Source organism: Burkholderia sp. CCA53 (genome assembly GCF_001685525.1).
Taxonomy (GTDB): Bacteria; Pseudomonadota; Gammaproteobacteria; order Burkholderiales; family Burkholderiaceae; genus Burkholderia; species Burkholderia multivorans.
The window spans coordinates 156,585-181,628 of the sequence record NZ_BDDJ01000002.1; the positions used below are offsets into that span (position 1 = coordinate 156,585).

20 protein-coding genes and 1 pseudogene are annotated in these 25,044 nt (G+C 66.6%); 12 read left to right on the top strand and 9 right to left on the bottom strand.

Annotation, left to right across the window (positions count from 1 at the left end; translation table 11 throughout):
- The first annotated feature begins 60 nt into the window (after positions 1 to 60).
- Complete coding sequence (locus tag BCR55_RS17255; protein WP_065495128.1) at positions 61 to 939, top strand: helix-hairpin-helix domain-containing protein; 879 nt, start codon at positions 61 to 63, stop codon at positions 937 to 939.
- Between the two features lie 29 nt (positions 940 to 968).
- Here the strand turns inward: BCR55_RS17255 and BCR55_RS17260 are convergent, their stop codons facing one another.
- Positions 969 to 1,394 carry a helix-turn-helix domain-containing protein gene (locus tag BCR55_RS17260; protein WP_006403797.1) on the bottom strand — a complete coding sequence of 142 codons (426 nt, stop codon included), beginning with the start codon at positions 1,392 to 1,394 and terminating at the stop codon, positions 969 to 971.
- 170 nt (positions 1,395 to 1,564) lie between these two features.
- Between BCR55_RS17260 and BCR55_RS17265 the strand changes: the two genes are divergently transcribed.
- Positions 1,565 to 2,053 (top strand): DUF2938 domain-containing protein, encoded by a 489-nt coding sequence (locus tag BCR55_RS17265; protein ID WP_006410895.1) that lies wholly within the window; start codon positions 1,565 to 1,567, stop codon positions 2,051 to 2,053.
- A gap of 92 nt (positions 2,054 to 2,145) precedes the next feature.
- Positions 2,146 to 2,343: pseudogene (locus BCR55_RS17270) on the top strand (multidrug transporter); the annotation flags it as partial.
- Between the two features lie 28 nt (positions 2,344 to 2,371).
- Here BCR55_RS17270 and BCR55_RS17275 read toward each other — a convergent pair.
- Complete coding sequence (locus BCR55_RS17275; protein ID WP_006410897.1) at positions 2,372 to 3,886, bottom strand: acetyl-CoA hydrolase/transferase family protein; 1,515 nt, start codon at positions 3,884 to 3,886, stop codon at positions 2,372 to 2,374.
- 390 nt (positions 3,887 to 4,276) lie between these two features.
- On the opposite strand from BCR55_RS17275, the gene BCR55_RS17280 reads away from it, so the two are divergent.
- The 7 genes from BCR55_RS17280 to BCR55_RS17310 are packed head-to-tail and all read left to right on the top strand — an operon-like array spanning position 4,277 to position 11,502.
- On the top strand, positions 4,277 to 4,957 hold the full coding sequence (locus tag BCR55_RS17280; protein ID WP_065495132.1) for a CDP-alcohol phosphatidyltransferase family protein: 681 nt from the start codon (positions 4,277 to 4,279) through the stop codon (positions 4,955 to 4,957).
- Positions 4,954 to 5,763 carry a 2OG-Fe(II) oxygenase gene (locus tag BCR55_RS17285; RefSeq protein ID WP_053298658.1) on the top strand — a complete coding sequence of 270 codons (810 nt, stop codon included), beginning with the start codon at positions 4,954 to 4,956 and terminating at the stop codon, positions 5,761 to 5,763. The genes BCR55_RS17280 and BCR55_RS17285 overlap by 4 nt, the downstream gene beginning before the upstream one ends.
- Entirely contained in the window at positions 5,760 to 6,761 is a 1,002-nt protein-coding gene (locus BCR55_RS17290; protein WP_006403804.1) for an HpnL family protein, read from the top strand. The genes BCR55_RS17285 and BCR55_RS17290 overlap by 4 nt, the downstream gene beginning before the upstream one ends.
- Before the next feature lie 43 nt (positions 6,762 to 6,804).
- Positions 6,805 to 7,572 carry an NTP transferase domain-containing protein gene (locus BCR55_RS17295; protein WP_006399829.1) on the top strand — a complete coding sequence of 256 codons (768 nt, stop codon included), beginning with the start codon at positions 6,805 to 6,807 and terminating at the stop codon, positions 7,570 to 7,572.
- Entirely contained in the window at positions 7,569 to 9,257 is a 1,689-nt protein-coding gene (gene aepX / locus BCR55_RS17300; RefSeq protein WP_006403806.1) for a phosphoenolpyruvate mutase, read from the top strand. Before BCR55_RS17295 ends, aepX begins: the two co-directional genes overlap by 4 nt.
- Positions 9,254 to 10,438: a phosphonopyruvate decarboxylase gene (aepY, locus tag BCR55_RS17305; protein ID WP_059936623.1), complete on the top strand. Its 1,185-nt coding sequence runs from the start codon at positions 9,254 to 9,256 to the stop codon at positions 10,436 to 10,438. Before aepX ends, aepY begins: the two co-directional genes overlap by 4 nt.
- Complete coding sequence (locus BCR55_RS17310; protein ID WP_059936619.1) at positions 10,438 to 11,502, top strand: 2-aminoethylphosphonate aminotransferase; 1,065 nt, start codon at positions 10,438 to 10,440, stop codon at positions 11,500 to 11,502. The genes aepY and BCR55_RS17310 overlap by 1 nt, the downstream gene beginning before the upstream one ends.
- A 134-nt stretch (positions 11,503 to 11,636) precedes the next feature.
- Here the strand turns inward: BCR55_RS17310 and BCR55_RS17315 are convergent, their stop codons facing one another.
- The gene (locus BCR55_RS17315; RefSeq protein WP_254661849.1) at positions 11,637 to 14,888 is read right to left on the bottom strand and encodes a DEAD/DEAH box helicase; all 3,252 of its coding nucleotides are present in this window, start codon (positions 14,886 to 14,888) and stop codon (positions 11,637 to 11,639) included.
- 127 nt (positions 14,889 to 15,015) lie between these two features.
- Here BCR55_RS17315 and pip point away from each other — a divergent pair, with 127 nt between their 5' ends.
- Entirely contained in the window at positions 15,016 to 15,948 is a 933-nt protein-coding gene (gene pip, locus BCR55_RS17320; RefSeq protein WP_006403811.1) for a prolyl aminopeptidase, read from the top strand.
- A gap of 67 nt (positions 15,949 to 16,015) precedes the next feature.
- On the opposite strand, the gene BCR55_RS17325 is transcribed toward pip, so the two are convergent.
- From BCR55_RS17325 to BCR55_RS33090, 6 genes are all read right to left on the bottom strand, one after another.
- Positions 16,016 to 16,288, bottom strand: coding sequence for a hypothetical protein (locus tag BCR55_RS17325; protein WP_065495139.1), 273 nt, complete (start codon positions 16,286 to 16,288; stop codon positions 16,016 to 16,018).
- 463 nt (positions 16,289 to 16,751) lie between these two features.
- Complete coding sequence (locus BCR55_RS17330) at positions 16,752 to 17,654, bottom strand: DUF1120 domain-containing protein (protein ID WP_006403812.1); 903 nt, start codon at positions 17,652 to 17,654, stop codon at positions 16,752 to 16,754.
- A 151-nt stretch (positions 17,655 to 17,805) separates the two neighbouring features.
- Complete coding sequence (locus BCR55_RS17335) at positions 17,806 to 18,654, bottom strand: fimbria/pilus chaperone family protein (RefSeq protein ID WP_006403813.1); 849 nt, start codon at positions 18,652 to 18,654, stop codon at positions 17,806 to 17,808.
- Between the two features lie 46 nt (positions 18,655 to 18,700).
- Positions 18,701 to 19,249, bottom strand: coding sequence for a hypothetical protein (locus tag BCR55_RS17340; protein ID WP_006403814.1), 549 nt, complete (start codon positions 19,247 to 19,249; stop codon positions 18,701 to 18,703).
- 10 nt (positions 19,250 to 19,259) lie between these two features.
- On the bottom strand, positions 19,260 to 22,034 hold the full coding sequence (locus tag BCR55_RS17345; protein WP_236860420.1) for a fimbria/pilus outer membrane usher protein: 2,775 nt from the start codon (positions 22,032 to 22,034) through the stop codon (positions 19,260 to 19,262).
- A gap of 737 nt (positions 22,035 to 22,771) precedes the next feature.
- On the bottom strand, positions 22,772 to 23,182 hold the full coding sequence (locus tag BCR55_RS33090; RefSeq protein WP_155770760.1) for a hypothetical protein: 411 nt from the start codon (positions 23,180 to 23,182) through the stop codon (positions 22,772 to 22,774).
- A gap of 1,292 nt (positions 23,183 to 24,474) precedes the next feature.
- Here BCR55_RS33090 and BCR55_RS17350 point away from each other — a divergent pair.
- Positions 24,475 to 24,891 carry a hypothetical protein gene (locus tag BCR55_RS17350; protein WP_059936604.1) on the top strand — a complete coding sequence of 139 codons (417 nt, stop codon included), beginning with the start codon at positions 24,475 to 24,477 and terminating at the stop codon, positions 24,889 to 24,891.
- Positions 24,892 to 25,044: the final 153 nt, after the last annotated feature.

A 25,044-nucleotide genomic window follows, 5' to 3' on the forward strand; every position in this document is an offset into this window, starting at 1 on the left:
GAAGGACCGGGCGCGCGGCCGCGCGCCCGCCTCCGTTGGTGCCTTCCGAGGTCACTCGCGATGTCGACGCGCAGCAACCCGACGCACGACGAAAACCGGCAGATCGCGGCTTGCCTGCGCGAGGCGGCGCTGCGGCTCGCCGATCAGGGGGCCAATCCGTACCGCGTCGCCGCGTATCGTGCGGCGGCCGACGCGGTCGATGCGCTCGATGGCGGTGCGCGCACGCTGTTCGACGCGGGCGGCGTCGAGGCGCTGGCCGCGATACCCGAAATCGGCGCGGGCGTCGCGCAGGCGATCGCGGAGTGGCTCGTCACCGGACGCTGGCGTCAGCTCGAACGCCTGCGCGGCGATCCGGAACGCGCGTCCGCGTTCGAAGCGGTGCCCGGCATCGGCCGCTCGCTCGCGCTGCGGATTCACGACGTGTTGCATATCGATACGCTCGAGGCACTCGAAAGCGCCGCGCGCAGCGGCCGGCTCGAAACGATCGCGGGCGTCGGCCCGCGTCGGGCGGCCGGCATCCGCGCGGCGCTCGACGACGTGCTCACGCGCCGCCGCCGCTGGCAGGGCCGCCTCGACGATGCCGGCCTCGGCGCGGAGCCACCCGTCGAATTGCTGCTGTACGTCGACCGTCTGTATCGCCGTCAGGCGGCAGCCGGCACGCTGCCGGCACTCGCATCGACGCGCGCGCACCTGGACAGCGACGTACGCTCGCCGGTGATGCACATGACGAAAGGCGGCTGGCACTTCACCGCGCTCTGTGCGTCCGGCGCGCCCGCATGCGCGTCGGGCCGCACGATGAACTGGGTCGCGCTCTACTTCTACGACGCGCTGCAGCGCGAACATCAGCGCATCGTCGTCACCGAAACGCTCGGCGCGCTCGTCGGCAAACGCATCGTGCGCGGGCGCGAGATGGAGTGCCGCGCGTATTACACGCGCTGACCCGCACACGCCCACACGCCCCACCCGCACTAAGCGCGCTCGGTCTTCGCGCGATGCGCAGGATGCCGGTGCGCGGCGACGCGCATCAACTGCCGGAACGACGGACACTCGAGATGGCTCGGCGCCGGACACGACGCCGCGTAGCGCAATGCGTCGCGCACGGCCGCGAGCCGACGGATCGTCCGATCGATCGCGTCGGCCTTCTCCTCGAGCTTCGCGCGGTCGATCGCGGGGCGGCCGTCCGCGCCGAACATCGCGACGATCTCGTCGAGCGAAAAACCGGCCTCGCGGCCGAGCGCGATCAACGCGAGCCGCTCGAGCACCGACTCGTCGTACTGGCGCCGCAGCCCGGCGCGCCCGGTCGGCTCGATCAGCCCCTTTTCCTCGTAAAAACGCAGCGTCGACGCAGGCAGGCCCGTGCGCCGCGCGACCTCGGCGATATCCAGTCGTCCCATGCTTGACCTCAAGTGAGCTTGAAGTTGCAAGATAGCCGCCGCGATCCACGACGACAAGCACGACCACCGATGAAGCCCACTTGCCCGCTGCCTGCCGCGCGCCGCGACTGCGCGCCGACGCGTGCGCGATGCCGCGCCGCCCGCCTCGCTCGATCCGGACGAGGTGCAGGATGAGCGCGCCCGCCCTGCTGCTGCACATCGCGGCAATCGGTGTCGGTGCGACGCTGGTGATGGATCTGTGGGCGCTGTTGTGTCGGCACGTGTTCGGCGTGCCGTCGCTGGATCTCGCGCTGGTCGGCCGCTGGCTCGGCCATATGGCGCACGGACGCTTCCGGCACGCGTCGATCGCGGCCGCCGCGCCGCTGCGCGGCGAGCGCGCGCTCGGCTGGGCCGCGCATTACGCGACCGGCATCGCGTTCGCGGGATTGCCGATCGCGCTCGCCGGACCGCACTGGGTCGACACGCCGACGCTCGCGCCCGCACTCGCGGCCGGACTCGTCAGCGTCGCCGCACCGTTTCTCGTGATGCAGCCGGCGCTCGGGTTCGGCATCGCGGCATCACGCACGCCGCAGCCGGCCGTCGCACGGCGGCGCAGCCTCGTCGCGCATCTGTCGTATGGTGTCGGGCTCTATCTCGCGGCGCTCGCGCTCGCCGCCTAGCAGGCGGAAGTCGCGGACGGCACTCGGTCGCCGCCGGAGTCGATCAGGTTGTGCCGCACGCGGCCGAGCAGCCGGACCAGCGTATAGCGCTCGTGCAGGCCATGGCCGGCAGCCACCTCGACATGGCGCTGCTCGACCGCACGATCAACCAGCAGGCCGCGATGATCGCGTACCTCAACGATTTCAAGCCGATGTTCGTCGCGACGCTGCTGATGATTCCGTTGCTGCTGCCGATCCGGCCGCCGCGCAAGGGCGCGGACGTCGACGTCGCGCACGCGGCGATGGACTGACGCCGCGTGCGCGCCGGGTGCGGCGCGATCAGGCCTTCATCGTGCCGGTACGCACGAAGCGCTCGTGCCAGGACAGCGCTTCGGCGAGCAGATGCGGCGTGTGCTTGCCGAAGCTCTCGTGCGACGCGCGCTCGAAGTAGTCCTCGAGCATCGGCCGGTAGTCCGGATGCGCGCAGGTCGCGATGATCTTGCGTGCGCGCTGCTTCGGCGAGAGCCCGCGCAGATCGGCGAGGCCCTGCTCGGTGACGACCACGGCGACGTCGTGCTCGGTATGGTCGACATGGCTTGCCATCGGCACGATCCGCGAAATCGCGCCGCCCTTCGCGGTGCTCGCCGACATGAAGCACGACAGATAGCCGTTGCGCGCGAAGTCGCCCGAGCCGCCGATGCCGTTCTGGATCTTCGTGCCCATCACGTGCGTCGAGTTCACGTTGCCGTAGATGTCGGCCTCGATCATGCCGTTCATCGCGATGCAGCCGAGCCGGCGCACGAGCTCCGGATGGTTGCTGATCTCCTGCGGCCGCAGCAGGATCTTCTCGCGGAACATCGCGATCTGGTCGGCGAAGCGTTGCACGGCGGGCGGGCTCAACGACAGCGCGGTCGCCGATGCGAAACGCAGCGTGCCGTCCGCGAGCAAATCGAGCATGCCGTCCTGGATCACTTCCGTGTACGCGGTCAGATCGGAAAAGCCGGCCGAGCTCAGTTCGGCGAGCACCGCGTTCGTGATGTTGCCGACGCCGGACTGCAGCGGCAGCAGATTCGCGGGCAGACGCCCGCGCTTCACTTCGTGGCGCAGGAAGTCGATCAGGCGCGTGGCGATCTGCTTCGACGTGTCGTCCGGCGCGGAGAACGCGTTGCTGCGGTCGGGCGCGTCGGTCTCGACGATCGCGACGATCTTCTCGGCCGGGCAGCGCAGATACGGCTCGCCGATGCGGTCGTCGCTTTTCGTCAGCGGAATCGGCTTGCGGTTCGGCGGCAACGCGGTGCCGTAATAGATGTCGTGCATCCCGTCGAGGCCGAGCGGCTGACGTGCGTTGACCTCGAGAATCACGTGCTTCGCCTGTTCGAGCCACGTCTTGTTGTTGCCGACCGACGCCGACGGAATCAGCAGTCCGTCCTCGCGAATGCCGGCGACTTCGACGATCGCGACGTCCAGCTCGCCAAATAGCCCGAACCATGCGTACTGCGCGACGTGGCTCAGGTGGATGTCCTGGTAGTCGACTTCTCCGCCGTTGATCTTGTCGCGCAGCGTCGGGTCGGACTGGTACGGCAGCCGCATCGAGATGCCGTTCGTGCGCGCGAGCGCGCCGTCGAGTTCGGGCGCGGTCGAGGCGCCGGTCAGCACGTTGATCCGGAAGTCTTCGCCGCGCGCATGGGCGGCCTCGATTTGGGCGGCGAGCGCGGCCGGCACGGCCTTCGGGTAGCCCGAGCCGGTGAAACCGCTCATCGCGACGGTCATGCCGGGACGGATCAGCGCGGCGGCCTGGTCGGCAGTGCGGACGAGCGAACGCAGCGCGGGAGCGAGGATGCGTGATGAAGTCATGGGTGGGATTTCTGACGCGTTTCGGTCTGTCGTTGACGTCGCGGGGGGTGTCTCCTGAGCGACGTGAAGCCCTTGGGGCCGCGTTGGGCGGCCGGCACCACAGGCACGGCCGGAGTATCGCAGACCGCGTCGCCCTGAAATATCCACCGGATGCAAAACAACCTTCCCGAATTTGCCGGATATCCGGCGGCCGATCTGTGACAGGCGCGCGGCAGACCGATTGTGCTCGGCGCACATTTTTCGGGTCTGATCCAGGTCAACGTTTCGGACGCGCGCCGTGCGGGTCCGGCCGGCGGCGCGCGTTGTGCGCAATACACGGTAACACTCGCACATGTCGGGACATTGAATGAATAAAAAGCAACAAATTACAAATCCGTATATATTTCGCCGATGGACCACAGAAAAACCGCAACACGCTCCGAGCCACCCCTGCCGCGCACCTGGGATGCGCGGCTCGCGCGCTCGCTTGTCCGGCCGCTCGTCGACACGCCGGTCACCCCGAATCACCTCACTACCGTCCGTCTGCTGATCGGCCTCGCCGGCGCCTGGTGCCTGGCGCAAGGCGGTTTCGGCTGGAGCAACGCGGGCGCGTTCCTGATCGTGCTGTCGAACTTCGTCGACCATACCGACGGCGAGCTCGCGCGCATCAGCGGCAAGTCGAGCAAGATCGGTCATTTTTACGACCTCGCCGCCGACGCGCTCGTGACGATCGCGCTGTTCGTCAGCATGGGCGTCGGGATCGTCGCGCAAGGCGGCCGGATGGCCGCGTCGCCCGTGCTGCTCGGCGCGGCGGCCGGCGCGGCGATCGCGCTGATCTTCTATCTGCGGATGCGCATCGAATCGTTCGCCGGCAAGGCCGGCACGCGGCAGGCGTTCGTCGGCGGCTTCGAAACCGAGGACGTGCTGTATCTGCTGCCGCTCGTCACGCTGACCGACGGCGTCGAGCCGTTCCTGCTCGCGGCGTCGATCGGCGCGCCGCTGTTCGCCGCGTGGGTCGTCATCGACTGGTGGCGCATCGTCAGGCGCGGCAACGTTCCGCAGAATTCAACCGAAATCCAGGCTTCCAAATGACTCCTAGCACGCGCGACGATTCCGTGCTGGCTCAGGCACGTCCCGCGCCCGCGCGCGCGGCCGTCTCCGACCCCGATCGAACCGTGGCCGCCAGCGTCGGCCGCCTCGACCTCGAGCGCCTGCGCAGCGACTACACGCGCCAGGGCTCGTTCCTGTACCTCGACACGTTCCTGCCGCCCGAGGCGCACGCGAAACTCGCCGACGCCGCCCGCGCGCTGCAGGCCGGCCTGAACCGCAATTACCTGCCCGGCCACAAGCAGGGCGGCAGCGTGAGCCGGCACACGATCGACGAGCAGGCGCCGTACATCGCCGAGCTGTACCGCTCGAAGGCGCTGATCGGCTTTCTCGAACAGATCACCGGCGACAAGCTGATGCTGTCGCCCGACGACGACCCGCACGCGTACGCGCTCTACTACTACACGAAGCCGGGCGACCACATCGGCTGGCACTACGACACCTCGTACTACGACGGCCGCCGCTATACGCTGCTGATCGGCGTGATCGACGAATCGTCGTGCCGGCTCGACTACGAACTGCACACGCGCAATCCGAACGTGCCCGACGAACCGGGCTCCGTGCAGATTGCCGACGGCGGCATCGTGCTGTTCGACGGCGACAAGCTGCGCCATCGCATCACGCCGCTCGGCCAGGACGAGATTCGCGTGTCGCTGACTTTCGAATACGTGACGAACCCCGGCATGCGGCCGTGGAAGCGCTTCATCTCGAACATGAAGGACGCGATCGCGTATTTCGGCTTCCGTCAGGTCTTCAAGCAGCTGGCGCCGCGGCGCTCGACGGGGTCATGACGCGCGCGGGCCTGATTCTGCTGTCCCTCGGGACGGCGTTGTTCATCGCACTGCTCGCGTGGCAGGGCGTCGGCGCGGTCGCGTCGACGCTGCTCGCGGCCGGCTGGGGGCTCGCGCTCGTCGCGGCATTCCACGTGGTGCCGCTCGCGATCGACGCGGGCGCGATTTCGGTGATGTTCCGCCGCGGCCAGCCGGGCGCCGATCTCGGCAACGCGCTGCGCGCGCGCTGGGTCGGCGAATCGGTGAACAGCCTGCTGCCGGCCGGCCAGATCGGCGGCCCGGTGCTGATGGTGCGCCATCTCGCGCAGCGCGGCACGCGCATGGCCGACTCGGCCGCCGCGATCACGGTCAGCACGACGATGCAGGCGCTCGCGCAGATGGCGTTCGCGCTGATCGGCATCGCCGCGTTCAGCCTCTATGCGACGCACGATTCGGTTGCCTATCTGCGCACGCCGGCGCTGATCGCGACGGGCGTGCTCGGCGGCCTCGCGGTCGCGTTCTATGCGGCGCAGCGGCGCGGGCTGTTCGGACACGGGCTGCGGCTCGCGTCGAAGCTGCTCGGCCCGCGCGACTGGTCGTCGCTCGCGACGCGCGCCGACGCGATCGACGATGCGGTCGGCGCGCTGTACCGCGATCGCGCGAAGGTCGCGCAGACCTTCGCCTTGAGCCTCGCCGGCTGGATCGTCGGCACCGTCGAGGTGTGGCTCGCGCTGCACTTCCTCGGTCACCCGGTCGGCTGGCTCGACGCACTGCTGCTCGAAAGCGTCGGTCAGGCGATCCGCGGCGCGGCCTTCGCGATCCCCGGCTCGCTCGGCGCACAGGAAGGCGGCTACCTGCTCCTCGCGCCGCTCGTCGGTCTGCCGCCCGACGCGGCGCTCGCGCTGTCGCTCGCGAAACGCGCGCGCGAACTCGCGCTCGGCCTGCCCGGCCTGCTCTATCTGCATTTCAGTGAAAGAAACTGGCAGCGGCGCCGTGCGCCGCAGCCGCTCGCCGACTGACCGGTCCACGCACCGATCCGCCGGCATTTTGGTTGGAGAACCCATGCGAGCCATCATTCTTGCGGCAGGCCTCGGCTTGCGCCTGCAACAACCGCCCGAAGCGCAGTTTCCGAAGTGCCTGCTGCGCTTCGACGACGTGTCGCTGCTCGAGCGTCATCTGCGCCTGCTCGATGCCGTCGGCGTCGACGAAATCGTGCTCGGGCTCGGCTTCCAGGCCGAGAAGGTCGAGCAGGAACTGCAGCGTCTCGGCCGTCGCGCCGAGATCGTGCTGAACGAGCGCTACGATCTCGGCAGCGTGCTGACCGTGCATACCGTCGCCGATGCGATGACGCGCGGCGGCGACGTGCTGCTCATGGACGCCGACGTGCTCTACGACGACAGCATTCTCCACGCGCTCGTGGCCGATGCGGACAAGCCGGTCGACCGCCTGCTGATCGACCGCGACTTCGAGGCCGGCGACGAGCCCGTCAAGCTGTGCCTGAAGAACGGCGTGCCGGTCGAGCTGCGCAAGCAGCTCGCGGTCGACCTCGACTACGACACGATCGGCGAGTCGGTCGGCTTCTTCCGCTTCACCGAAGGCACCGCGCGCCGCCTCGCGACGATCGTCGCGGGCTACGTCGACAGCGGCCGCGCCAACATGCCGCATGAAGAAGCCGTGCGCGACCTGCTGCTCGAAGGCGGCCACACGTTCGACGTCGCCGACGTCACGGGCGCGCCCTGGATCGAAATCGATTTCCCGAACGACGTCGCGCGCGCCGCGCAGGACGTCCTCCCCCTGATTCAACGCACCACTGCGGGAGCCGCACGATGAATGCACGCGAACCCAACTTCACCGAATCGCGCAGCGCACGCCTGCGCCGCATGCTCGTCAGCGACGAGCTCGAATTTCTGATGGAAGCCCACAACGGCCTGTCCGCACGCATCGTGCGCGAAGCCGGCTTCAAGGGCATCTGGGCGTCCGGCCTCGCGATCTCCGCGCAGTTCGGCGTACGCGACAACAACGAGGCGAGCTGGACGCAGGTCGTCGACGTGCTCGAATTCATGGCCGACGCGAGCGATCTGCCGATCCTGCTCGACGGCGACACCGGCTACGGCAACTTCAACAACGTGCGCCGCCTCGTGAAGAAGCTCGAGCAGCGCGGCATCGCCGGCGTCTGCATCGAGGACAAGCAGTTCCCGAAGACGAACAGCTTCATCGACGGCGAGCGCCAGCCGCTCGCCGAGATCGACGAATTCTGCGGCAAGATCAAGGCCGGCAAGGATTCGCAAAGCGACCCCGACTTCTCGATCGTCGCGCGCGTCGAAGCGCTGATCGCGGGCTGGGGCATGGACGAGGCGCTGCGCCGCGCGAACGCCTATGCGGAAGCCGGCGCCGACGCGATCCTGATCCACAGCAAGCTGTCGCGTCCCGACGAAATCCTGCAGTTCGCGCGCGAATGGAGCGGCAAGGCGCCGCTCGTGATCGTGCCGACCAAGTACTACAGCACGCCGACCGACGTGTTCCGCCAGGCCGGCATCAGCACCGTGATCTGGGCGAACCATCTGATCCGCGCGTCGGCGTCGGCGATGCAGGCCGTCGCGCGCGAGATCCACGAGAGCGAAACGCTGATCAACGTCGAGGATCGCGTCGCGTCGGTCAACGAGATCTTCCGTCTGCAGGACGCCGACGAATACTCGGCCGCCGAGCGCATCTACCTGTCGTCGTCGTCGCGCGCGTCGAACGCGGCGGTCGTGCTCGCCGCGAGCCGCGGCAAGGGGCTCGAAGCCGTCACCGAGGACAAGCCGAAGGTGATGCTGCCCGTTGCCGGCAAGCCGCTGCTGCGCTGGCTCGTCGACGGCTTCAAGAAGCACGGCGTGAACGACATCACGGTGGTCGGCGGCTATCGCGCCGATGCGATCGACACGTCGGGCATCAAGCTCGTCGTCAACGAACGCCACGCCGAAACGGGCGAGCTCGCATCGCTCGCCTGCGCGGCCGAGCGCCTGACCGGCGACACCGTGATCTCGTACGGCGACCTGCTGTTCCGCAGCTACATCCTGCGCGATCTCGCGGAAAGCGAGGCCGAGTTCAGCGTCGTCGTCGATTCGTCGCTGACCGAGCCGACCAACCAGAGCGTGCGCGACTTCGCGTTCTGCTCGGCCGCCGACGACCGCGGGCTGTTCGGCCAGAAGGTGCTGCTCCAGCGCGTGTCGAGCGATGCCGCCGCCGGCACGCCGCACGGCCGCTGGATCGGGCTGCTGAACGTGCGCGGCGCCGGCGTCGAGCGCCTGAAGGCGATGCTCGCGACGCTGCAGGCACGCGCCGATTTCGACACGCTCGACATCCCCGCGCTGCTCAACGCGCTGATCGACGCCGGCGAGAAGATCGAGGTGCAGTACGTGCACGGCCACTGGCGCGGCGTCAACGATCTCGAAGACTTCCGCCGCGCGGGCGACTTCGCGCATGGACAAACGCCGCTGTCCGAACCGGGCGCCGGCAACGGAGGCGCGCAATGATCGAAGCGGCCCAGTTCGTCGAGGCCGCACGCGCACGCGGCTTCGACTGGTACGCGGGCGTGCCCTGCTCGTACCTGACGCCGTTCATCAACTACGTGCTGCAGGACCCGACGCTGCACTACCTGTCGGCCGCGAACGAAGGCGACGCCGTCGCGCTGATCGCCGGCGCGACGCTCGGCGGCAAGCGCGGGATCGCGATGATGCAGAACTCGGGGCTCGGCAACGCCGTCAGCCCGCTCACGTCGCTCACGTGGACGTTCCGCCTGCCGCAGTTGCTGATCGTCACCTGGCGCGGCCAGCCGGGCGTCGCCGACGAGCCGCAGCACGCGCTGATGGGGCCGATCACGCCCGCGATGCTCGACACGATGGAGATCCCGTGGGAGACGTTCCCGACCGACCCCGAACAGGTCGGCCCGGCGCTCGACCGCGCGATCGCGCACATGGACGCGACGGGTCGCCCGTACGCACTCGTGATGCAGAAAGGCAGCGTCGCGCCATATGAGCTGAAGGCGAATCCGGCCCCGCAGCCGCGCACGCATGTCGCCGCACGGTCGTCGTCGCGTGCGGCGTCGCCCGATGCATGGCCGACGCGTCACGACGCGCTGCAGCGCGTGATCGCGCATACGCCGGTCGACTCGACCGTCGTGCTCGCCTCTACCGGTTTCTGCGGCCGCGAGCTGTACGCGCTCGACGATCGGCCGAACCAGCTCTACATGGTCGGCTCGATGGGCTGCGTGACGCCGCTCGCGCTCGGCCTCGCGCTGGCGCGGCCCGATCTGCGCGTGGTGGCCGTCGACGGCGACGGCGCCGCGCTGATGCGCATGGGTGCGTTCGCGACGCTCGGCACGTACGGCCCGTCGAACCTCACGCATGTGCTGCTCGACAACGGCGCGCACGAATCGACCGGCGGCCAGGCAACCGTGTCGCAGCATGTGTCGTTCGCAGGCGTCGCGGCCGCGTGCGGCTATGCGAGTGCAGTCGAAGGCGACACGCTCGACGTGCTCGATGCGGCGCTGGCTGCGCCGTGCACCGACGGCGCACAGTTCGTGCGGCTCGCGATCCGCACGGGCGTGCCCGACGGGCTGCCGCGGCCGACCGTCACGCCGGTCGACGTGAAGACGCGCCTGATGCGCCACATCGGCGCCGCCGCCCTGACCGAAGCCCCTGAAGGAGCCCACTGATGCTGCTGCTGAACCCTGGCCCGGTCACGCTGACCGAACGCGTGCGCCGCAGCCTGCTGCAACCGGACCTGTGCCATCGCGAAAGCGAATTCTTCGATCTGCAGGACGAGGCGCGTGCGCGTCTCGTCGCCGCATACGAACTCGATCCGGCCGAATGGACTGCCGTGCTGATGACCGGTTCGGGCACGGCCGCCGTCGAAAGCATGATCGCCGCGCTCGTGCCGAAGGACGGCAAGCTGCTCGTGATCGAGAACGGCGTGTACGGTGAACGCATCACGCAGATCGCGACGCAGTACCGGATCGCACACGACGTGCTCAAGCACGAATGGATGCAGGCGCCCGATCTCGCGCAGATCGCCGCGCGGCTCGATGCAGGCGGCTACTCGCACGTCGCGGTGATCCATCACGAGACGACGACCGGCCGCCTGAACGATCTCGGCGCGATCGCCGGCGTCTGTCGTGCACGCGGCGTGAAGCTGCTCGTCGACGGCGTCAGCAGCTTCGGCGCGGAAGCGATCGATTTTGCGGGCGGCGACATCGATGCCGTCGCCGCGACTGCCAACAAGTGCCTGCACGGCGTGCCGGGCGCGGCGTTCGTGATCGTGCGCCGCAGCGCGCTCGCGAACGCCGCGAGCCGCACCTACTATCTCGACCTCGGCCGTCTCGCGAAGCTGCAGGATCAGCGCAACACGCCGTTCACGCCGTCCGTGCACGCGTATTACGCGCTCGTCGAGGCGCTGCGCGAATTCGACGAAGCGGGCGGTTGGCGCGCGCGTCATGCGCGCTACAAGGCGCTCGCCGATCAGGCGCAGGCCGGGCTCGCCGCACGCGGGATGCCGCTCGTGCTGCCGGAAAGCGCGTCGTCGGTCGTGCTGCGCGCATACCGGCTGCCGCAAGGCGTCGCGTATGAAGCGCTGCACGACGGGCTGAAGGCGCGCGGCTTCGTGATTTACGCGGGGCAAGGCGGGTTGTCGAAGGAACTGTTCCGCATCTCGACGATGGGCGCGATCGAAGCGGCCGACGTCGAGCGGCTGCTGGACGGGTTCAGCGAGCTGACGCGGTAGGCTGCGTCAGTTCGGTTGACGAAGGCCCGTGAGGGCCTTTTTTGTTGGGTGTGGCAGCCCGTGCTGCGTGCCGCAGCGCACGCCGCGGCCCAATGCAGCTCGCGTCTCTCCGCTCGACGCGCGCGAGTGCGTCATCAACCGGCCGCCGCGCAACGCTCGATGTGCTGCGCGTTGCGCGTCAGCCGATTCAGCGCGACGTCGAAGTACGGTTTGTCTCCCCAGAGCGTCGCATCGCCGATCACGTAGAGATAGGACTTCGCGCGCGTGACGGCAACGTTCAGCAGATTTGCTTCCGCCGAAGCCCAGTTCATCGCGCCTTCATGCCGTCGATCGCAGCCGAGCACGAAAAACACGATTTCGCTCTCCTTGCCCTGAAACGTATGCACGGTACCGACACACTTACGGATCCAGTCCGTCAGATCGGCCGGCACGCGCTTTCCCGTTCCGGCAAGCGCCCGCGTCCAACGATCGCGATCGCCGAGCCGTTCGACGAGACCGCGCTTCACTTGCCGGAACGGCGTGATGACGAACGCATCGGGCATCGCGTCGGTCGTGTCCGCCGACTGCACGAATAGCCGGACCAGCGCATCGAACACGCGCTCGCCCTGCTCCGGCACGTACTTCGACTCCGCATCGGCCACCGCACGCACGTCCCACCAGGCGCTCGGGCCGAGCGCGGGATGCGGTGCCGGCAAACAGACGTCAGTCGTCCGCATCTTCCGCTCGTGCAGCATGCGGCCGCCGTAAGCGATCGCGTTTGCGATATCGAACATCGGATCGTGACACCGCCGATGAATGATCAGCGGCACACCGATGAACCGGTCCGGCATCGTCGGATGCCTGACGCCGAACGCGCAGACGCGATCGGCCAGCGTCTGCACGGACTGACGGTCGACCGCATACCGCGCGCGCAGTTCGCCGAGCCAGTGCTCGCCGAGGTTCGCGAGCAGTTGCGTGGACTGCGTGACGACAGGAGGAATCTGCTGCGGATCGCCGACGACGACGATGCGTTGCGCACGCATCAACGCGCCCACCGCGGCCTGCGGCACGGCCTGTCCAGCCTCGTCGATCACGAGCCAGCCGAGTCCCTCCGCATCGACGCCGGCGAATTGCCGCCGAATCGATGCAAACGTGCTCGACACGACGGGCGTCAGCATGAAGAACCATTGCCACAGTGTGTTTGCGCCGCGCGTCGGCGGTCGCGACAGCTGATTGGACAAGGCGTAGACGAGCTCGTCGAAGGCCGGCTTTTCCGCGTGGACGGTCAGGAAGAACGCTTCGTGCAAGGCCATCGCCGCAACGAAGAGTTCGTTTCTCAATACGTTGATAACCGCGCCTTGCCAGAACGCATGTTTCTGGCTGCTCGCGCGCTCGACTTCCGCACCGCGTGCGAGATCGGCGCCGTTCCATAGCGGCACGTCGTACTTCGCGTGAATCTGCTCGGCTTCGCGCAAGTCGTCGCGAACGTTGCGCAGCAGGAGTGCAGCATCGGTGGCGGCGCGCCAGCCGCGGTAGGCGTCGCGCCGCAGCCATTTCGACAACCACCGCAACCACGACGGACCGAGTTGGCGCTCGAACTGCAGCGCCTCGCGATCGAGACGCTCGATACGAGCATCGAGCGTCTCGCGCTGGGATGTCAGTATGCAACGATCGAACGGCGCGAGGTCGGCACAGCAGGCGACCACTTTCGGCCACGCCTGCTCGATCGCATCGAGCCGCGCGTCGAGCCGTTCGAGTTCGCGGCGCGCGGCGTCGAAGGTACGCTGTGCGGCCAGGAAATTCTGCTGCGCGACGTCGAACGGCACGCGCGCGACCGCGCCGGCACGCCACTGGCTGCGGTAGCGCCAGTACGTCATCGCGCCCACGGCCTCCCAGCTCGGAAAATCGACGTCCTTGCTCGACAGGATCGCGTCCTGCGGTTTGTCGGCAGGCGTGGCCGCATACTGACTGAAGACGTTGCTGAATCGCCGGCCGTTCGCGCGCTTGCCGAGTGCCGCGGCGACGAGCCCCCACACCGGCTCGGACAACTGCCACGGCTTCCCTGCCCGGCTGCCGGCATACTTCGTTGCGACGGGACCGAAGTAAGACAGTCGCTCGCGAAGGTCCGGATCGAGATGGCGACGCTGCGGCAGTTCGAGCGACAGATTCTCGACCGCTCCATTGTTCGTCGATGCGACGACGATCTCGTAGCCCGTCAACGCAGGCGCGAGTGCGGGAACCCGATACGTTTTCGTCCCGACGTCCGCCTCGACGACCGTCCCCGACAGGCCGGCGCGCCAGTCCGGCAACGCCGCCAGCACGCTCGCCCGCGCCACGACCAGATGCGCGATCAGATCGCGCAGCATCGTCGTCTTGCCGGTGCCGGGCGGCCCGTTGACCGCGAGCAATTCGCCGACGCCCAACGTCTTCATCTTGTTCAGCGAATACTGCTGCATCAGAGACTGCACGTGCGCCGGCGGAGACGGCCAGCGTCCCGCGACGCCGTGCGCGGGGTGCAGCGCATCGACGATTTCGCGCTGCCCGGCCGGATACGCATCGAGATCCGTTTTCGCCGCATCGTGCGTCGCCAGATACGCGATCAGTGCGCGCGGCGGCGCAGGCGCGCGCAGTAGCCGGCGCGCGTCCGCCAGATCGCGCACGTAGAAACTGTTCAGAATCGGCAGCCCGGCTGCAGTATCGTCCTCGTCGGTATCGGTATCGGCGTCCGATGGTGCGGCGGGCTCGTCGGCGGCGCTCGGCGCGACCGTGCCGGCCGGCACGCGCGCATCGCGCAGCTGGCGCGTCGGACGACTCCGATCGGAAGACTCGACCACCATCCACGCGAGCAGCCCGTCTTTGGGCGCCAGCCCCGCCCAGGCCTGCAGACGTGCAGCCATTGCAGCCAGCACGTCGCAATCGATGACGATCGTGCCGCCGCCGAGCAACGCGTCGACATCGCTCTTGAGCGTGGCCGCATGCGCGTCGAACGCCGCGGCGTTGAGGTCGGACAGCTCGCCGTCGCGCAGCCGTCCAAGCGCCCACGGCAACGCGGACACGCTCAACGCGTCACCGCTCGAGCGACCGCCCGCGCCGATCGCGAGTTTCGCGAAGCACGTCAGCCCCTCGGGCGCCATCTCCTCGTCGCGAATCCGCTCGATGGCGCTGCGCGCCGTCGAGCGCTCGGCGACATGCGCTTCGATCAACCGTGTCGCGAGCGACACGTCGAACGGGACGAGGTACAGCGCCCCCGCTCGCCCGGCCGCGGCTTCCCAGCTTTCGCGCGCCGTCGCGTCGGCGCGCACGCAGATCGTGTTCTGCCGGCGCCCGCGTGCCTGCTCGAGCTGGTCGTCGAGATCGTAGCTGTTGAAGAATTCGACACTGTGCCAATAGTCGAGCACAGCCTCCATGTCGCGAATCATTTTGGCCCTGTTGTGTTTTTTTTCAGAACCCGCAGGTTAGCGCAAACACCGCCCGCCGAACACACCGCGGCCGTTTCACGCATAATGCCTGCGACCCCGTTCACGAGGAGCCGCCATGTATCCACCGATCGAACCCTACGCCCACGGCTATCTCGACACCGGCGATGGCCACCGCATCTATTGGGAGCGCTGCGGCAATCCGGCCGGCAAGCCCGCCGTGTTCCTGCACGGCGGCCCCGGCGCCGGCTGCAGTGCCGACCATCGCCGTCTGTTCGACCCGCAGCGCTACGACGTGCTGCTGTTCGACCAGCGCGGCTGCGGACGCTCGACGCCGCACGCAAGCCTCGACAACAACACGACCTGGCATCTGGTCGCCGACATCGAACGCCTGCGCGAGATGGTCGGTGCCGATCAATGGCTCGTGTTCGGCGGCTCGTGGGGCAGCGCGCTCGGTCTCGCGTATGCGGAAACGCATCCGGCGCGCGTCAGCGCACTGATCGTGCGCGGCATCTTCACGATGCGACGCGCCGAGCTGCTGTGGTACTACCAGGAAGGTGCATCGTGGCTGTTTCCCGATCTGTGGGAAGCATTCATCGCGCCGATTCCGCCGGCCGAGCGCGACGATCTGATGGCCGCCTACCATCGACGGCTGACGGGCGACGACGAAACGGCCAGGCTCGAGGCCGCCCGTGCGTGGAGCGTGTGGGAAGGCCGCACGATCACGCTGCTGCCCGATCCGGCACTCGCCGAGCATTTCGCGGACGGCCACTACGCGCTCGCGTTCGCGCGCATCGAGAATCATTACTTCGTGAATCGCGGCTTCGTCGATGAAGGGCAGCTGCTGCGCGACGCGCATCGCCTGGCGGGCATTCCGGGCGTGATCGTTCAGGGGCGTTACGACATCGCGACGCCGGCGCGCACCGCGTGGGAGCTGTCGAAGGCGTGGCCGGACGCGACGCTGGAAATCGTGCCCGACGCCGGGCATGCATACAACGAACCGGGCATCCTGAGCGCGCTGCTCGCGGCGACCGACCGCTTCGCCATGTAGTTCACGCACGAAGGCGCGCGGCACGATGCGGCGCCGCGCGCACCGCGCAAGCGCGCAGACGACGTCGTCACAACGACGCCTCCACCACCGTTCTCCCGCGAATCGCGCGTTCGACGAGCCGCTCGTCGCCGACCTTGCGGATCGCGTCGTCCAGCAGCCCTTCCGGCGCCTCGGTCGCGACCTTCAGCAGCCCGGACAGGCCGCGCGCGTCGAGCACCACCAGCGTCTCCATCGAATCGGCGCGGCTCACGAGCACGCGGCGCCAGGCCGGGCCGGCGCCGAAGCTTGCGCAAAGCGAAATCGTGTCGTTGCCGAGCTGGTAGTCGAAAGTCTTGATCATGTTGGGCCGCCGTTGCAATGGACTGACGACGCGCGAGGGCGCGGCGCCAACACGTCGACGCACCCGCGCGTGCAATCGGCGCCGAACCTCCACCTACCGCGGCCGCCGACACCGTCATGCTAGGCGCGCAGTATTAACGAAGACTTAAACATCGCCCGCCGCTTGCGGCCAGCGTCGTCATGCACCGGGAAGCAATGCGGCCTGCAAAGCCGGCGCGTCGATGGCGATACCGCGCTCTCGCGGCACGGCGACCGCGCCGCAAGCCATCCTCGACGTGAAAGACCGCCGCGAACGGCGCGACCGCTCAAAAGACAGCGCCGCCGTGATCGCAGGATCGCGACCACGGCGGCGCACGCTACATCGGCGTGGTCGCTCGCCTGAGCGGCACGACGACATGTGCGACGCGACCGCGTCCGTTGTCGTGCCCGGGTTCGCCTGACCGGCGAGCGATTCCGCGCCTAGATTAGATATAGACGAGGTCGAACGTCGCCTGACCATCCAGCTTCTCGGCCGTACCGGTACCCAGTTCGCTTGCCGAGTTCAGCATCGCGCGCACCTTGATCGGGAACGTGAAGTTCGTCCCGTTGATCGCATGCGCGACGCCGCCGCCGACGACCGCCATCGACAGCGCATTGCCGATGTTGAATGCGTTCACCGCCGAATACTTGAAGTTCTTCGCGATGTACAGACCGGTGTCGCTATCCAGCTTACCGAGCATCCCGCTGCGCGTGATCCACAGCCCATGCGATGCGTTGAAGCCCGGCACCATGCCGGCGATCGACTTGTACGTCGAATCGGCAATGCCGCCGACGGCCGGCATCCAGTCGCTCAGCGAGACGCCGGTCGTGACCGCCAGGTTCGTGAGCGAGCCGAGGCCGCCGCTCGTCGAACCCGACACCTTCGCCGCACCAAGCTGCATCGAGTACGCGCCGATCTTCGCGCCCTTCGTCGTCTTGCCCAGACCGAACAGCTGGTCGTTCCAGCCCATGATGCCGCCGCCCTGATCCGCGAGGTTCGGCACCAGCCAGCTCATCACCGTGTCCTTCGAGTTCGTCAGCAAACCGCGATTGACCTGCGTGCCGTTCCGGTTGTCGGTGACCTTGAACGCGATGAACGAAGGCGACGTACAGGCGATGCGCAGCGACGTCTTCTTCTCGCCGACCTTGGTGAAATCCGCGCGGGGCGACACCTGGCCGAAGTCGATCGTGCTGCCGCCCTCGAACGTCGGCGTGCATGCCGGCGGAACGATCGTGCCCGTAACCTTCAGCACCGCGGACGACTGCGCGAATGCCTGAGGTGCTGCGGCCAGCATCGCGACGCCGATTGCGATCGCGCCAAGCGCCGGATTCAGTTTCATTCGATTCATTGCTGCTCTCCTGTTGTATAGCAGATTGCTCAAAAATATCCGATAAAGAATGGCATCAATATCGGATGTGACAGATTCTATTGATCAGTGATCCAAATTTATATAGAACAAGTTCTAAATTGCCTGACGACGTCCGCGACCGGCCCGATTGTCATCGCGATGCCGAACCGCTTTGCGCGGCGTTCGTTTGATGGCTGCCTGCGGGCGTTTCGATCCGCGCCTCGTAGATGTCGGCCATGTAGCCGTAGCTCGTTGCCGGCTGGAAGCGAATCGACGTGGCGCCCGGGTAGAGCTTCAGCATCTCTTCGATTTCGGCCTTCGCTTCGGCCGTGATGGCAGCATCCTTTGCGGACGGCGTGCGCGGCGCGCCCTTGCGTTTGTCGTCTTTCGGCATCATCACGTAGGTCGCCTGACCGGGCAGCATGTACGTGTTCGGAAGGTACGCCTGCTTCTTCGTCGGCAGCACCTCGACGGTCGCGCCGAGACGCACGACGTACGGGCTCGGATTCACGACGCGCAACTTGCCGTCGACGGCTTCCCACTTCAGCAGCTTCCACGGCTCGCGATTCACCGCGAGCCCTTTCGGGTGCATGATCACCGGCAGGTTCTGACGAACGCGAATCGCGACGATGCTTGCGTCCGGGTCCTTACGTTCGCCGATCGTGTCGAAGACGACGCGCGCGAGCCGCTCGGTCTTCAGCGGCGTCCTGTTTGTCAGGATGAAACGAACCAGCTGCGTCTGACCGGGGTCGACGCGTGCGACCGGCGGCGTCACGGTGAACAGCTTCTCCTGATCGTCAGGCACGTGCTCGATGATCGTGTACAGCAGCGCCGATTTGTCGTCGGTGTTGCGGACTTTCATTGCGGTTTCGCCGACGGCCTCGTCGATCAGAACGACGGACGTTTCCGGCACCATGCCGGCCGCATGCGCGGGTGCTGCCGGGACGGCAGTCAGAGCGATCGGCAGCAGCGCCGACAGAATGCGATTGATATGAGACATCAGTCCTCCATATGGTTTGAAAAGAGCGAAGTTGAACGAAACGCGCTCACGGCGTGGAAACGACGCTGAAGCGCGGCTCGGACGTGACCGTCACCTCGCCGCTCAGCGTCGTCTCGGCCGCTCGAAATGCGTCGATCCGGATAAAGACGTCGAGACGTCGGCCCGCTGCCGGACGATTGGCGTCGTACGGCACGAGCATGTCGCCCGGCATCAGGATCAGCGGGGCCGGCGTGACTGCCGCCGCGTCGCCGCCTCGCGCAACGCCCGCCATCACGTCGCGCCCGTCGAGTGCGACGCGCGTCACGGTGACCGTGTAGCGGGCTACGTCCCCGAGCCGGATGCTGCCGTCCGCGGACGGGACGCCGTCGAAGCGGATTGCCGCGACGCTTTCCTGTCGGCACTGCACGGCGAGCGCCCGGTTCGCCGACGCGACCGGACGGCGATCGGCACCGCGCGGTGCGCCGATGCGGTCGCCGAATACGCGCCCGAAATCGACCTTCGGATCGCTGACGGCGATCGCGCAGCGTTCGGCGCGGGCAAGCGTCACACCGCCCAGCACGAACGCCGCGATTGCCAAAGTGCGAATCGTGTTCATCGAATACTCCCTAATTGGGATGGGAATCGGCATCGCAGGTCGCGTCGATCTGTGCGACGGTCGCGTCCGCGCGCAGCGCGTCGGGCACCTGAAACTGCAGGTTGCACCGACCGCCGCCGGGCAAACGCGCGACGAGCGGCCCTGCCGGGTCCTGATCGAGATAGACGACGCCGTCGCCGACGGCAGTCGTCACGTACTGGTCTTTCTCATCGCGAATCGATGCGCCGACCGGCAGCGGGCTCCCGTCTTGCAGATGCACGTTGAGCAGCATCCTTTTCGTCCGGCGCACCTCGATGTCGACGAAGTTCACCGATCCGCGTCCCGCATTGAGCTCCGCATAGCCGTTCCGCACGTCCACGTCGCGCGGCAACGTCTCGGTACGGACTACCGTGCTGACCTCGGTATACGCGGGAATGCTGCCGATCACGGCCTTGCCGCGCGGATCGGTCCACACGATGCCCGCGGGCGTGCTGATGCTCACGCCCGACAGTTCACCGGTCGACACGATGCCGAACGTTTCGCCGATGCTGTACGGCGACAGCGTGACGCCCGCCTTCGTTGCGACGATGCCGCCCTGCACCTGTGCAGACAGCGATCCGCTGTCGCGCTGCGCCGAACCGCTGATCGACACCTGCGTGTAGCGCGGCCACAAGCTCAGCGTCGCGAATCCGCGCTCGCTGCCGCTGTGCTGCCCACGCTCGACGCCGATGTTGTAACTGACGAAGTCGTTGACGGTCTGGCTCGCGTTCACGCCGCCGCGCAGCATGCCGCCGTTGCGAGTCACGTAAGTGCTCGTGTGAACCGGTCCAAGCGGAAAACTCAGCGACGCGTAGATCGCCGTATCGTCGCCGGTCGTGCCGCGGCCGAGCGAACGGTCGACGTTGATCGACAGGCTCGCTCGCCCGAACTGACGATTCCAGGACGCGGCAACGTGCTGACCGGAGAAGCCGGCGTACGTCGAGAAGCGATTGAACGACGCCGACAGCGCGCCGAGCTGCTTGCTGTTCCAGCTCGCCGAGCCCGACATCACGTCCCGGATCCGGTAGTGGCGCATGATCTCCCAGTACGCCGAACGGCGAACGGTATCGGGCACGTCATACAGCGTGTCGGACAGTGAGCGAAAGCCGATCGTCTGTCGATTCGCCTGCACGTTCATCGATATGTCGCCCGGCAGCTGCGCAGACAACGAGAGTCCGACGCTTGCGCCGCGCTCGCCGAGCGTCGGTGAACGACTGAGCTGTGCGTTGTTTCCCATCGATACGCTGTTTCCGAACAGCGGCATCGAATGGCTGACGCCGACACCCTGATGGCGCGACGAGACAATCGCGCCGGCCACCACGCTCGACCGCCGGCCGACGTTCCATCCCTTCGCGACGGAAACCACGATCGGTCGCGCCATGTCGCGCGGCCCGCGATACTGGTACACGCGGCCGATTGCGAGCGACAGCCCGAGCGGTGCGCCGCGCGGCGCGACGAGCGAAGCAGGCGGCACCGTGAAGCTGCGCTTGTTGTTCGCGTCGTCGATCAGCGTGACTTCGATCAGCGACGAGCGGTCGATCAGCGTCACGTTGCGCAGCAGAAACGGCCCGGCCGGCACCAGCGTCGTGTAGATCAGAATGCCGGCCTGCCGGACCTCGACACGCGACTGCTGCGTCGCGACGCCGCGAATCGTGCTGCCGCCGTCGCTGGCCGCAAGTGCGTCGTCGGGCAAGATCTGCACGCCCTCGATCGGCATGCCGCTGACCACGGGGTTCCGGATCCCGATCTGCCCCGCCTGCACCAGATAGCCGGTCTCGACGTCGGTTTTCTGCGCAAACGCGTACGGCATCTGAAACTCGGCCTGGCCCTGCTGCCGCCAGTACGTCTGCGCGCTGCGCACGACCCAGTCGCCGAGATTGAACCCGGCTTCGGTATCCGCGGACAGGAACGTCGCGGTACTGCTGCCGCTCGAGCGACTGCCGCCTGCGACGACGTTGTAGTTCAGCATCGCGCCGGCACCGCCGGACGACGCGTTATCGCCGGGACGCGGCCGGGTCAGCGCGTCCGCCGGCACGACGATTTCGACCATATCCTTCGCCGAATCGGCGCTGACTTCGGTCTGCGGCTGAAACGTCCGATAGTCGTAGCAGTTCGCGGCGAACGGTTGTGCCAGCCGGCGTTCGGATTCGGCAACGCGACGCGCATCGTTCGCTGCGGCACCCGCCGCGTCGTTGCCGCGCGATGCCGATCCGTCGGTGCCCGATTCGCGTGTGTCGACCGTCTCCGGCTCCGCAAGCAGCGGCTGCTGTCCGCTCAGAAATGCGAGCAGGCTCCACCGGCGCGGCGGTGTGAGTTCGTCCGGCAGGCGCAGGCGCGCGCGGCCGATCAACGTGCGGTCGAAGCAGACGTTACCGCGATCGTCGAAGCGAACGTCGACCGTGCCGCGCGGTTGACCGTTGACGGACAGCGACACACGATGCACGCCGCCGACGAAGCGCGGCTTCTCCGCAAAGTACTGGGCGAGCGCCGGATCGAGACCGCGCTCCTTCAGCGTCTCGATGTCGAATTCGACACGCCGTGCGGGTACAGTCGTCGTCGGCTCCGCAAGCGCGTCGGCCGGTTCCGTCGGTGTGGCGTCAGGCTCGGATACGGAGCCGACGCGTCCCGCTGGCGTGGCGGCAGGCTCCGACACCATCCCGGCCGGCGCGGGCATCGCGTTGCAAGCCACGCCGGCCGAGACGAGCGCCAAGCCGACGACGACGAACAGGAGCCTGATACCGACGGCAGAGAGGATGCGGGCAAACACGCTTCGCAACGTGGCGTGCCTCACAGGCGGTGGTGCCGATTCACGGCGCGTCGACTTCAAAATATTCACTAACGATTCAAATTACGGCGGCGATTCTTTCATGTCACCCTCATCGCAAAAATAATACGAGTTCGAAATTTTCGTTTAGAAAATATAGACTCGTCCTAATAGGTCTAACTTCCATCAAAATCGCCAAGTATCTGGCAAATTTAGAATGTCAATTTTTGATATAGAGACACGCCACGAATCGCGAATTAATAAATAGATATAACAAACTGTTAAATGGATATAACAAACTATTAAATAGATATAACAAAGTATTGCGATTTTCCGGCGCGACTAGCGCTGCAGCCGCCCCGCGCGGAGACGGAGGCCGCGCGCGGGCTGCGGAGCGTACGGGCCCTGCCGGCCGCAGCGACTGCGCCGAATGAACGGGTCGGCATTCGGCAGCGAACGACCGCGCACTGCAATATGCAGATGCCGGCCGGTCAACTTATGTTGCAGTACTACGAGACTCGCAGCGGTCGCCTTTAGGCTTTCACGCAATTCGAATTCATCCACGCGCAGTTATGTGCCTCAGAACAATCCGACTTGCATTCACTTTTTGCGAAATTGCGCAATTCATTCGTATTGAAACGTTTGCGCGTATGCGGAACAGCGTTTAATTGTGTTAATTCAATCTTGCACTTCGAGGAAAAGCGATCAGACGGTCGTTTTCATAGATGGCGACGTCGGCATCACACCGCGTACACGACGATGGAAGCAGGAACGCTCGAGCAACTGAAGCACTTCCACGTCGATGCTGTTCGGCTTCCGGTTGATCGCGCGCTGGACTCGAGCGGCGCCGCGAACGCGTGACGGAATGCGCGTCGCAACGTAGACGGCATTCGATGCGCGGGACGCGCGCCGTCCCAGCCCCGGCTGAGCACGCGTCGCGACTCAACGTATGCGACGCGGTGCGAGACGCCGTCGCCGGGCCGCCGTTCGATCGCCGCATACGCAACCATACGGTCGAGCGCGTGCTCGTCGTAGCGGCGCGATCGAAACGGGTTCCCGGTCGCCCGCGTTGCAACCGCCGGTTCGCTCGACAAGATCGGCGGTATGACGTGGGTCCGCAATGGCGGCGTCAATTCGACGATGCTGTCCATCGGCGCCGACACGGCAACGATGCGGTCGGATCACGAACATGCGCGGCAGTGACTCCGCGGGATGCGCACGTTGCTATTGGACGTCCCGCGCAGCCTATCTGCCTGTCGTCGGCGCCCGTGACAACGGCAAGCCGCCCGGCCCTGTCTGCAGCTCGCGTCCGGCAAGAACTCGAGCGCGTCAATCGACAATCCTTGCATGCGTGAGCCCCGCACCGCCCATTCGTCGGAACAAGCCTGCCGCCGCCGCTCCGCCCGCCGCACACCCGGCGTTGTGCCGCTTGTCGGGCGCGTTACAGGCAACGCCCACTACACGCGGCCGATTCGCCGCGGTCGCCAATGTATGACGGGCCGCGTCGCCGTGTTGAGATCGAACGCGCCACTGAATCGTGCACACTGCTTCGCCCCCCGCGCGGCGTCTCCGGACCCTCGGGTCGTCATAGTCGACCGGGCCGCCTCCATTGACGAACGTGATACGGGTCGCACACCACTACGCATCGCCGGAAGTTCGCCGCGCAGCGTCGCCATGCCGGCGCGCCCGCACGTGCGCATTGCGGGGTCTGGTCCAAGCGCCGCCACGATCGCGAGCCGCCGCAACTCAACGACGAACGAAAGTCCTCGGACCCGTCGCGACATACCCGGCCGCGACTGAAAACCGCATACGAAACGGGTGCGGTGAAATAGTGCAATCAATGTACCCGGCGAGCATTTTTCTTTTCGTCTGTACGCCAGATAACAATGACTGCCGATAATGAATCTCATTTTAAGTCGAAAACGTTTTCCGATCCGCGTTGCATTTTTTACTTCATCATACCTGTTTTAAGGTTAATTCCGTCCGATCTATCGTATGGAAATAACTTGTTACAACGGAAATAGAAATTTTGATTTGCGAACCATCCGACAGCGTCATGTAAGGTACCGCACCGACGGCCGCGAATCATCTGATCCATTACTCCGCAGAAGCCCGCCGGGCCGGGCTTTGCAGGCAAATCTTGCTTTTGTCTGCCGTTACTTTCCGGCACGAAATCCCCGCGTTCCGGGACCATAATTTGCGACCCGATCAATCTCTACCGGCGCATTCCAGGTGCACCGGCAATATCGCCTTTAATCATAATTAAGCGAGAAATTCGGTTTCATCTGATTTCGCATTTAATACAGGCCGATAATCCGTCCCATCAGTGCGACACACAGTTGTTTGTTAAAAACCCTTCGTGTATCAATAGCGTGTCGCGAAATTACGCGGGCATTTTTTTGTTCTGAATAATCACGCACCCCCAATCCGGACGGAGGCCGCAATGTCATCCTCGCTTCGCCAGCACGCTGGTCCTTTTATCGCGGTGGTCATGTCGGCGCTGTGCGCGGGCGCGTACGCGCAAACGAGCGCGACCGCCTCGGCGCCGGATACGGGCCGCTACGTGATCTCGTACGTGTGCGGCGACACGCAGATCGACAGCAGCGCGCCACTGCCGCCCGACGGCCGCCCGTACAACCTCGGCGTGACCTTCGTGTCCGCGCAGACGGGACAGCCGCTGTCGAACGTGCAGGTTCGGCTCCGACGGCACGGCCGCGTGCTCGTCGAATTCAACGCAACGGGCCCGCGCTGCCTGTTCAGTCTTCCGGAAGCGAGCTACCGCGTCGAGGGGACGTACGAGGGCTCGATGCAGTTCGCGATCGTCGAAACGGGATCGCTGACCGCGCAGCTGCGATGGTGAACGGCACGCCGTGCCGGCCCACCGGCGAAGCGCGCGACGACGCCGCTCGCCAATAACGACATCGATCAGAGGAGCAGTGAATGACCCGTGCAGAACGACCGGACGACCGTGCCGTCTCCCCGCAGAAGCCGACCTGGGGACCCGGAAAGAACG

What these genes read in the sequence shown, in the direction of transcription:
- BCR55_RS17350 (WP_059936604.1), top strand. Translation starts at nt 24,475, where the DNA reads ATGTCATCCTCGCTTCGCCAGCACGCTGGTCCTTTTATCGCGGTGGTC.
- BCR55_RS17335 (WP_006403813.1), bottom strand. Translation starts at nt 18,654, where the DNA reads ATGTCTCATATCAATCGCATTCTGTCGGCGCTGCTGCCGATCGCTCTG.
- BCR55_RS17280 (WP_065495132.1), top strand. Translation starts at nt 4,277, where the DNA reads ATGGACCACAGAAAAACCGCAACACGCTCCGAGCCACCCCTGCCGCGC.
- BCR55_RS17330 (WP_006403812.1), bottom strand. Translation starts at nt 17,654, where the DNA reads ATGAATCGAATGAAACTGAATCCGGCGCTTGGCGCGATCGCAATCGGC.
- aepX (WP_006403806.1), top strand. Translation starts at nt 7,569, where the DNA reads ATGAATGCACGCGAACCCAACTTCACCGAATCGCGCAGCGCACGCCTG.
- BCR55_RS17325 (WP_065495139.1), bottom strand. Translation starts at nt 16,288, where the DNA reads ATGATCAAGACTTTCGACTACCAGCTCGGCAACGACACGATTTCGCTT.
- BCR55_RS17255 (WP_065495128.1), top strand. Translation starts at nt 61, where the DNA reads ATGTCGACGCGCAGCAACCCGACGCACGACGAAAACCGGCAGATCGCG.
- aepY (WP_059936623.1), top strand. Translation starts at nt 9,254, where the DNA reads ATGATCGAAGCGGCCCAGTTCGTCGAGGCCGCACGCGCACGCGGCTTC.
- BCR55_RS17340 (WP_006403814.1), bottom strand. Translation starts at nt 19,249, where the DNA reads ATGAACACGATTCGCACTTTGGCAATCGCGGCGTTCGTGCTGGGCGGT.
- pip (WP_006403811.1), top strand. Translation starts at nt 15,016, where the DNA reads ATGTATCCACCGATCGAACCCTACGCCCACGGCTATCTCGACACCGGC.
- BCR55_RS17285 (WP_053298658.1), top strand. Translation starts at nt 4,954, where the DNA reads ATGACTCCTAGCACGCGCGACGATTCCGTGCTGGCTCAGGCACGTCCC.
- BCR55_RS17315 (WP_254661849.1), bottom strand. Translation starts at nt 14,888, where the DNA reads ATGGAGGCTGTGCTCGACTATTGGCACAGTGTCGAATTCTTCAACAGC.
- BCR55_RS17275 (WP_006410897.1), bottom strand. Translation starts at nt 3,886, where the DNA reads ATGACTTCATCACGCATCCTCGCTCCCGCGCTGCGTTCGCTCGTCCGC.
- BCR55_RS17290 (WP_006403804.1), top strand. Translation starts at nt 5,760, where the DNA reads ATGACGCGCGCGGGCCTGATTCTGCTGTCCCTCGGGACGGCGTTGTTC.
- BCR55_RS33090 (WP_155770760.1), bottom strand. Translation starts at nt 23,182, where the DNA reads ATGGACAGCATCGTCGAATTGACGCCGCCATTGCGGACCCACGTCATA.
- BCR55_RS17260 (WP_006403797.1), bottom strand. Translation starts at nt 1,394, where the DNA reads ATGGGACGACTGGATATCGCCGAGGTCGCGCGGCGCACGGGCCTGCCT.
- BCR55_RS17295 (WP_006399829.1), top strand. Translation starts at nt 6,805, where the DNA reads ATGCGAGCCATCATTCTTGCGGCAGGCCTCGGCTTGCGCCTGCAACAA.
- BCR55_RS17265 (WP_006410895.1), top strand. Translation starts at nt 1,565, where the DNA reads ATGAGCGCGCCCGCCCTGCTGCTGCACATCGCGGCAATCGGTGTCGGT.
- BCR55_RS17310 (WP_059936619.1), top strand. Translation starts at nt 10,438, where the DNA reads ATGCTGCTGCTGAACCCTGGCCCGGTCACGCTGACCGAACGCGTGCGC.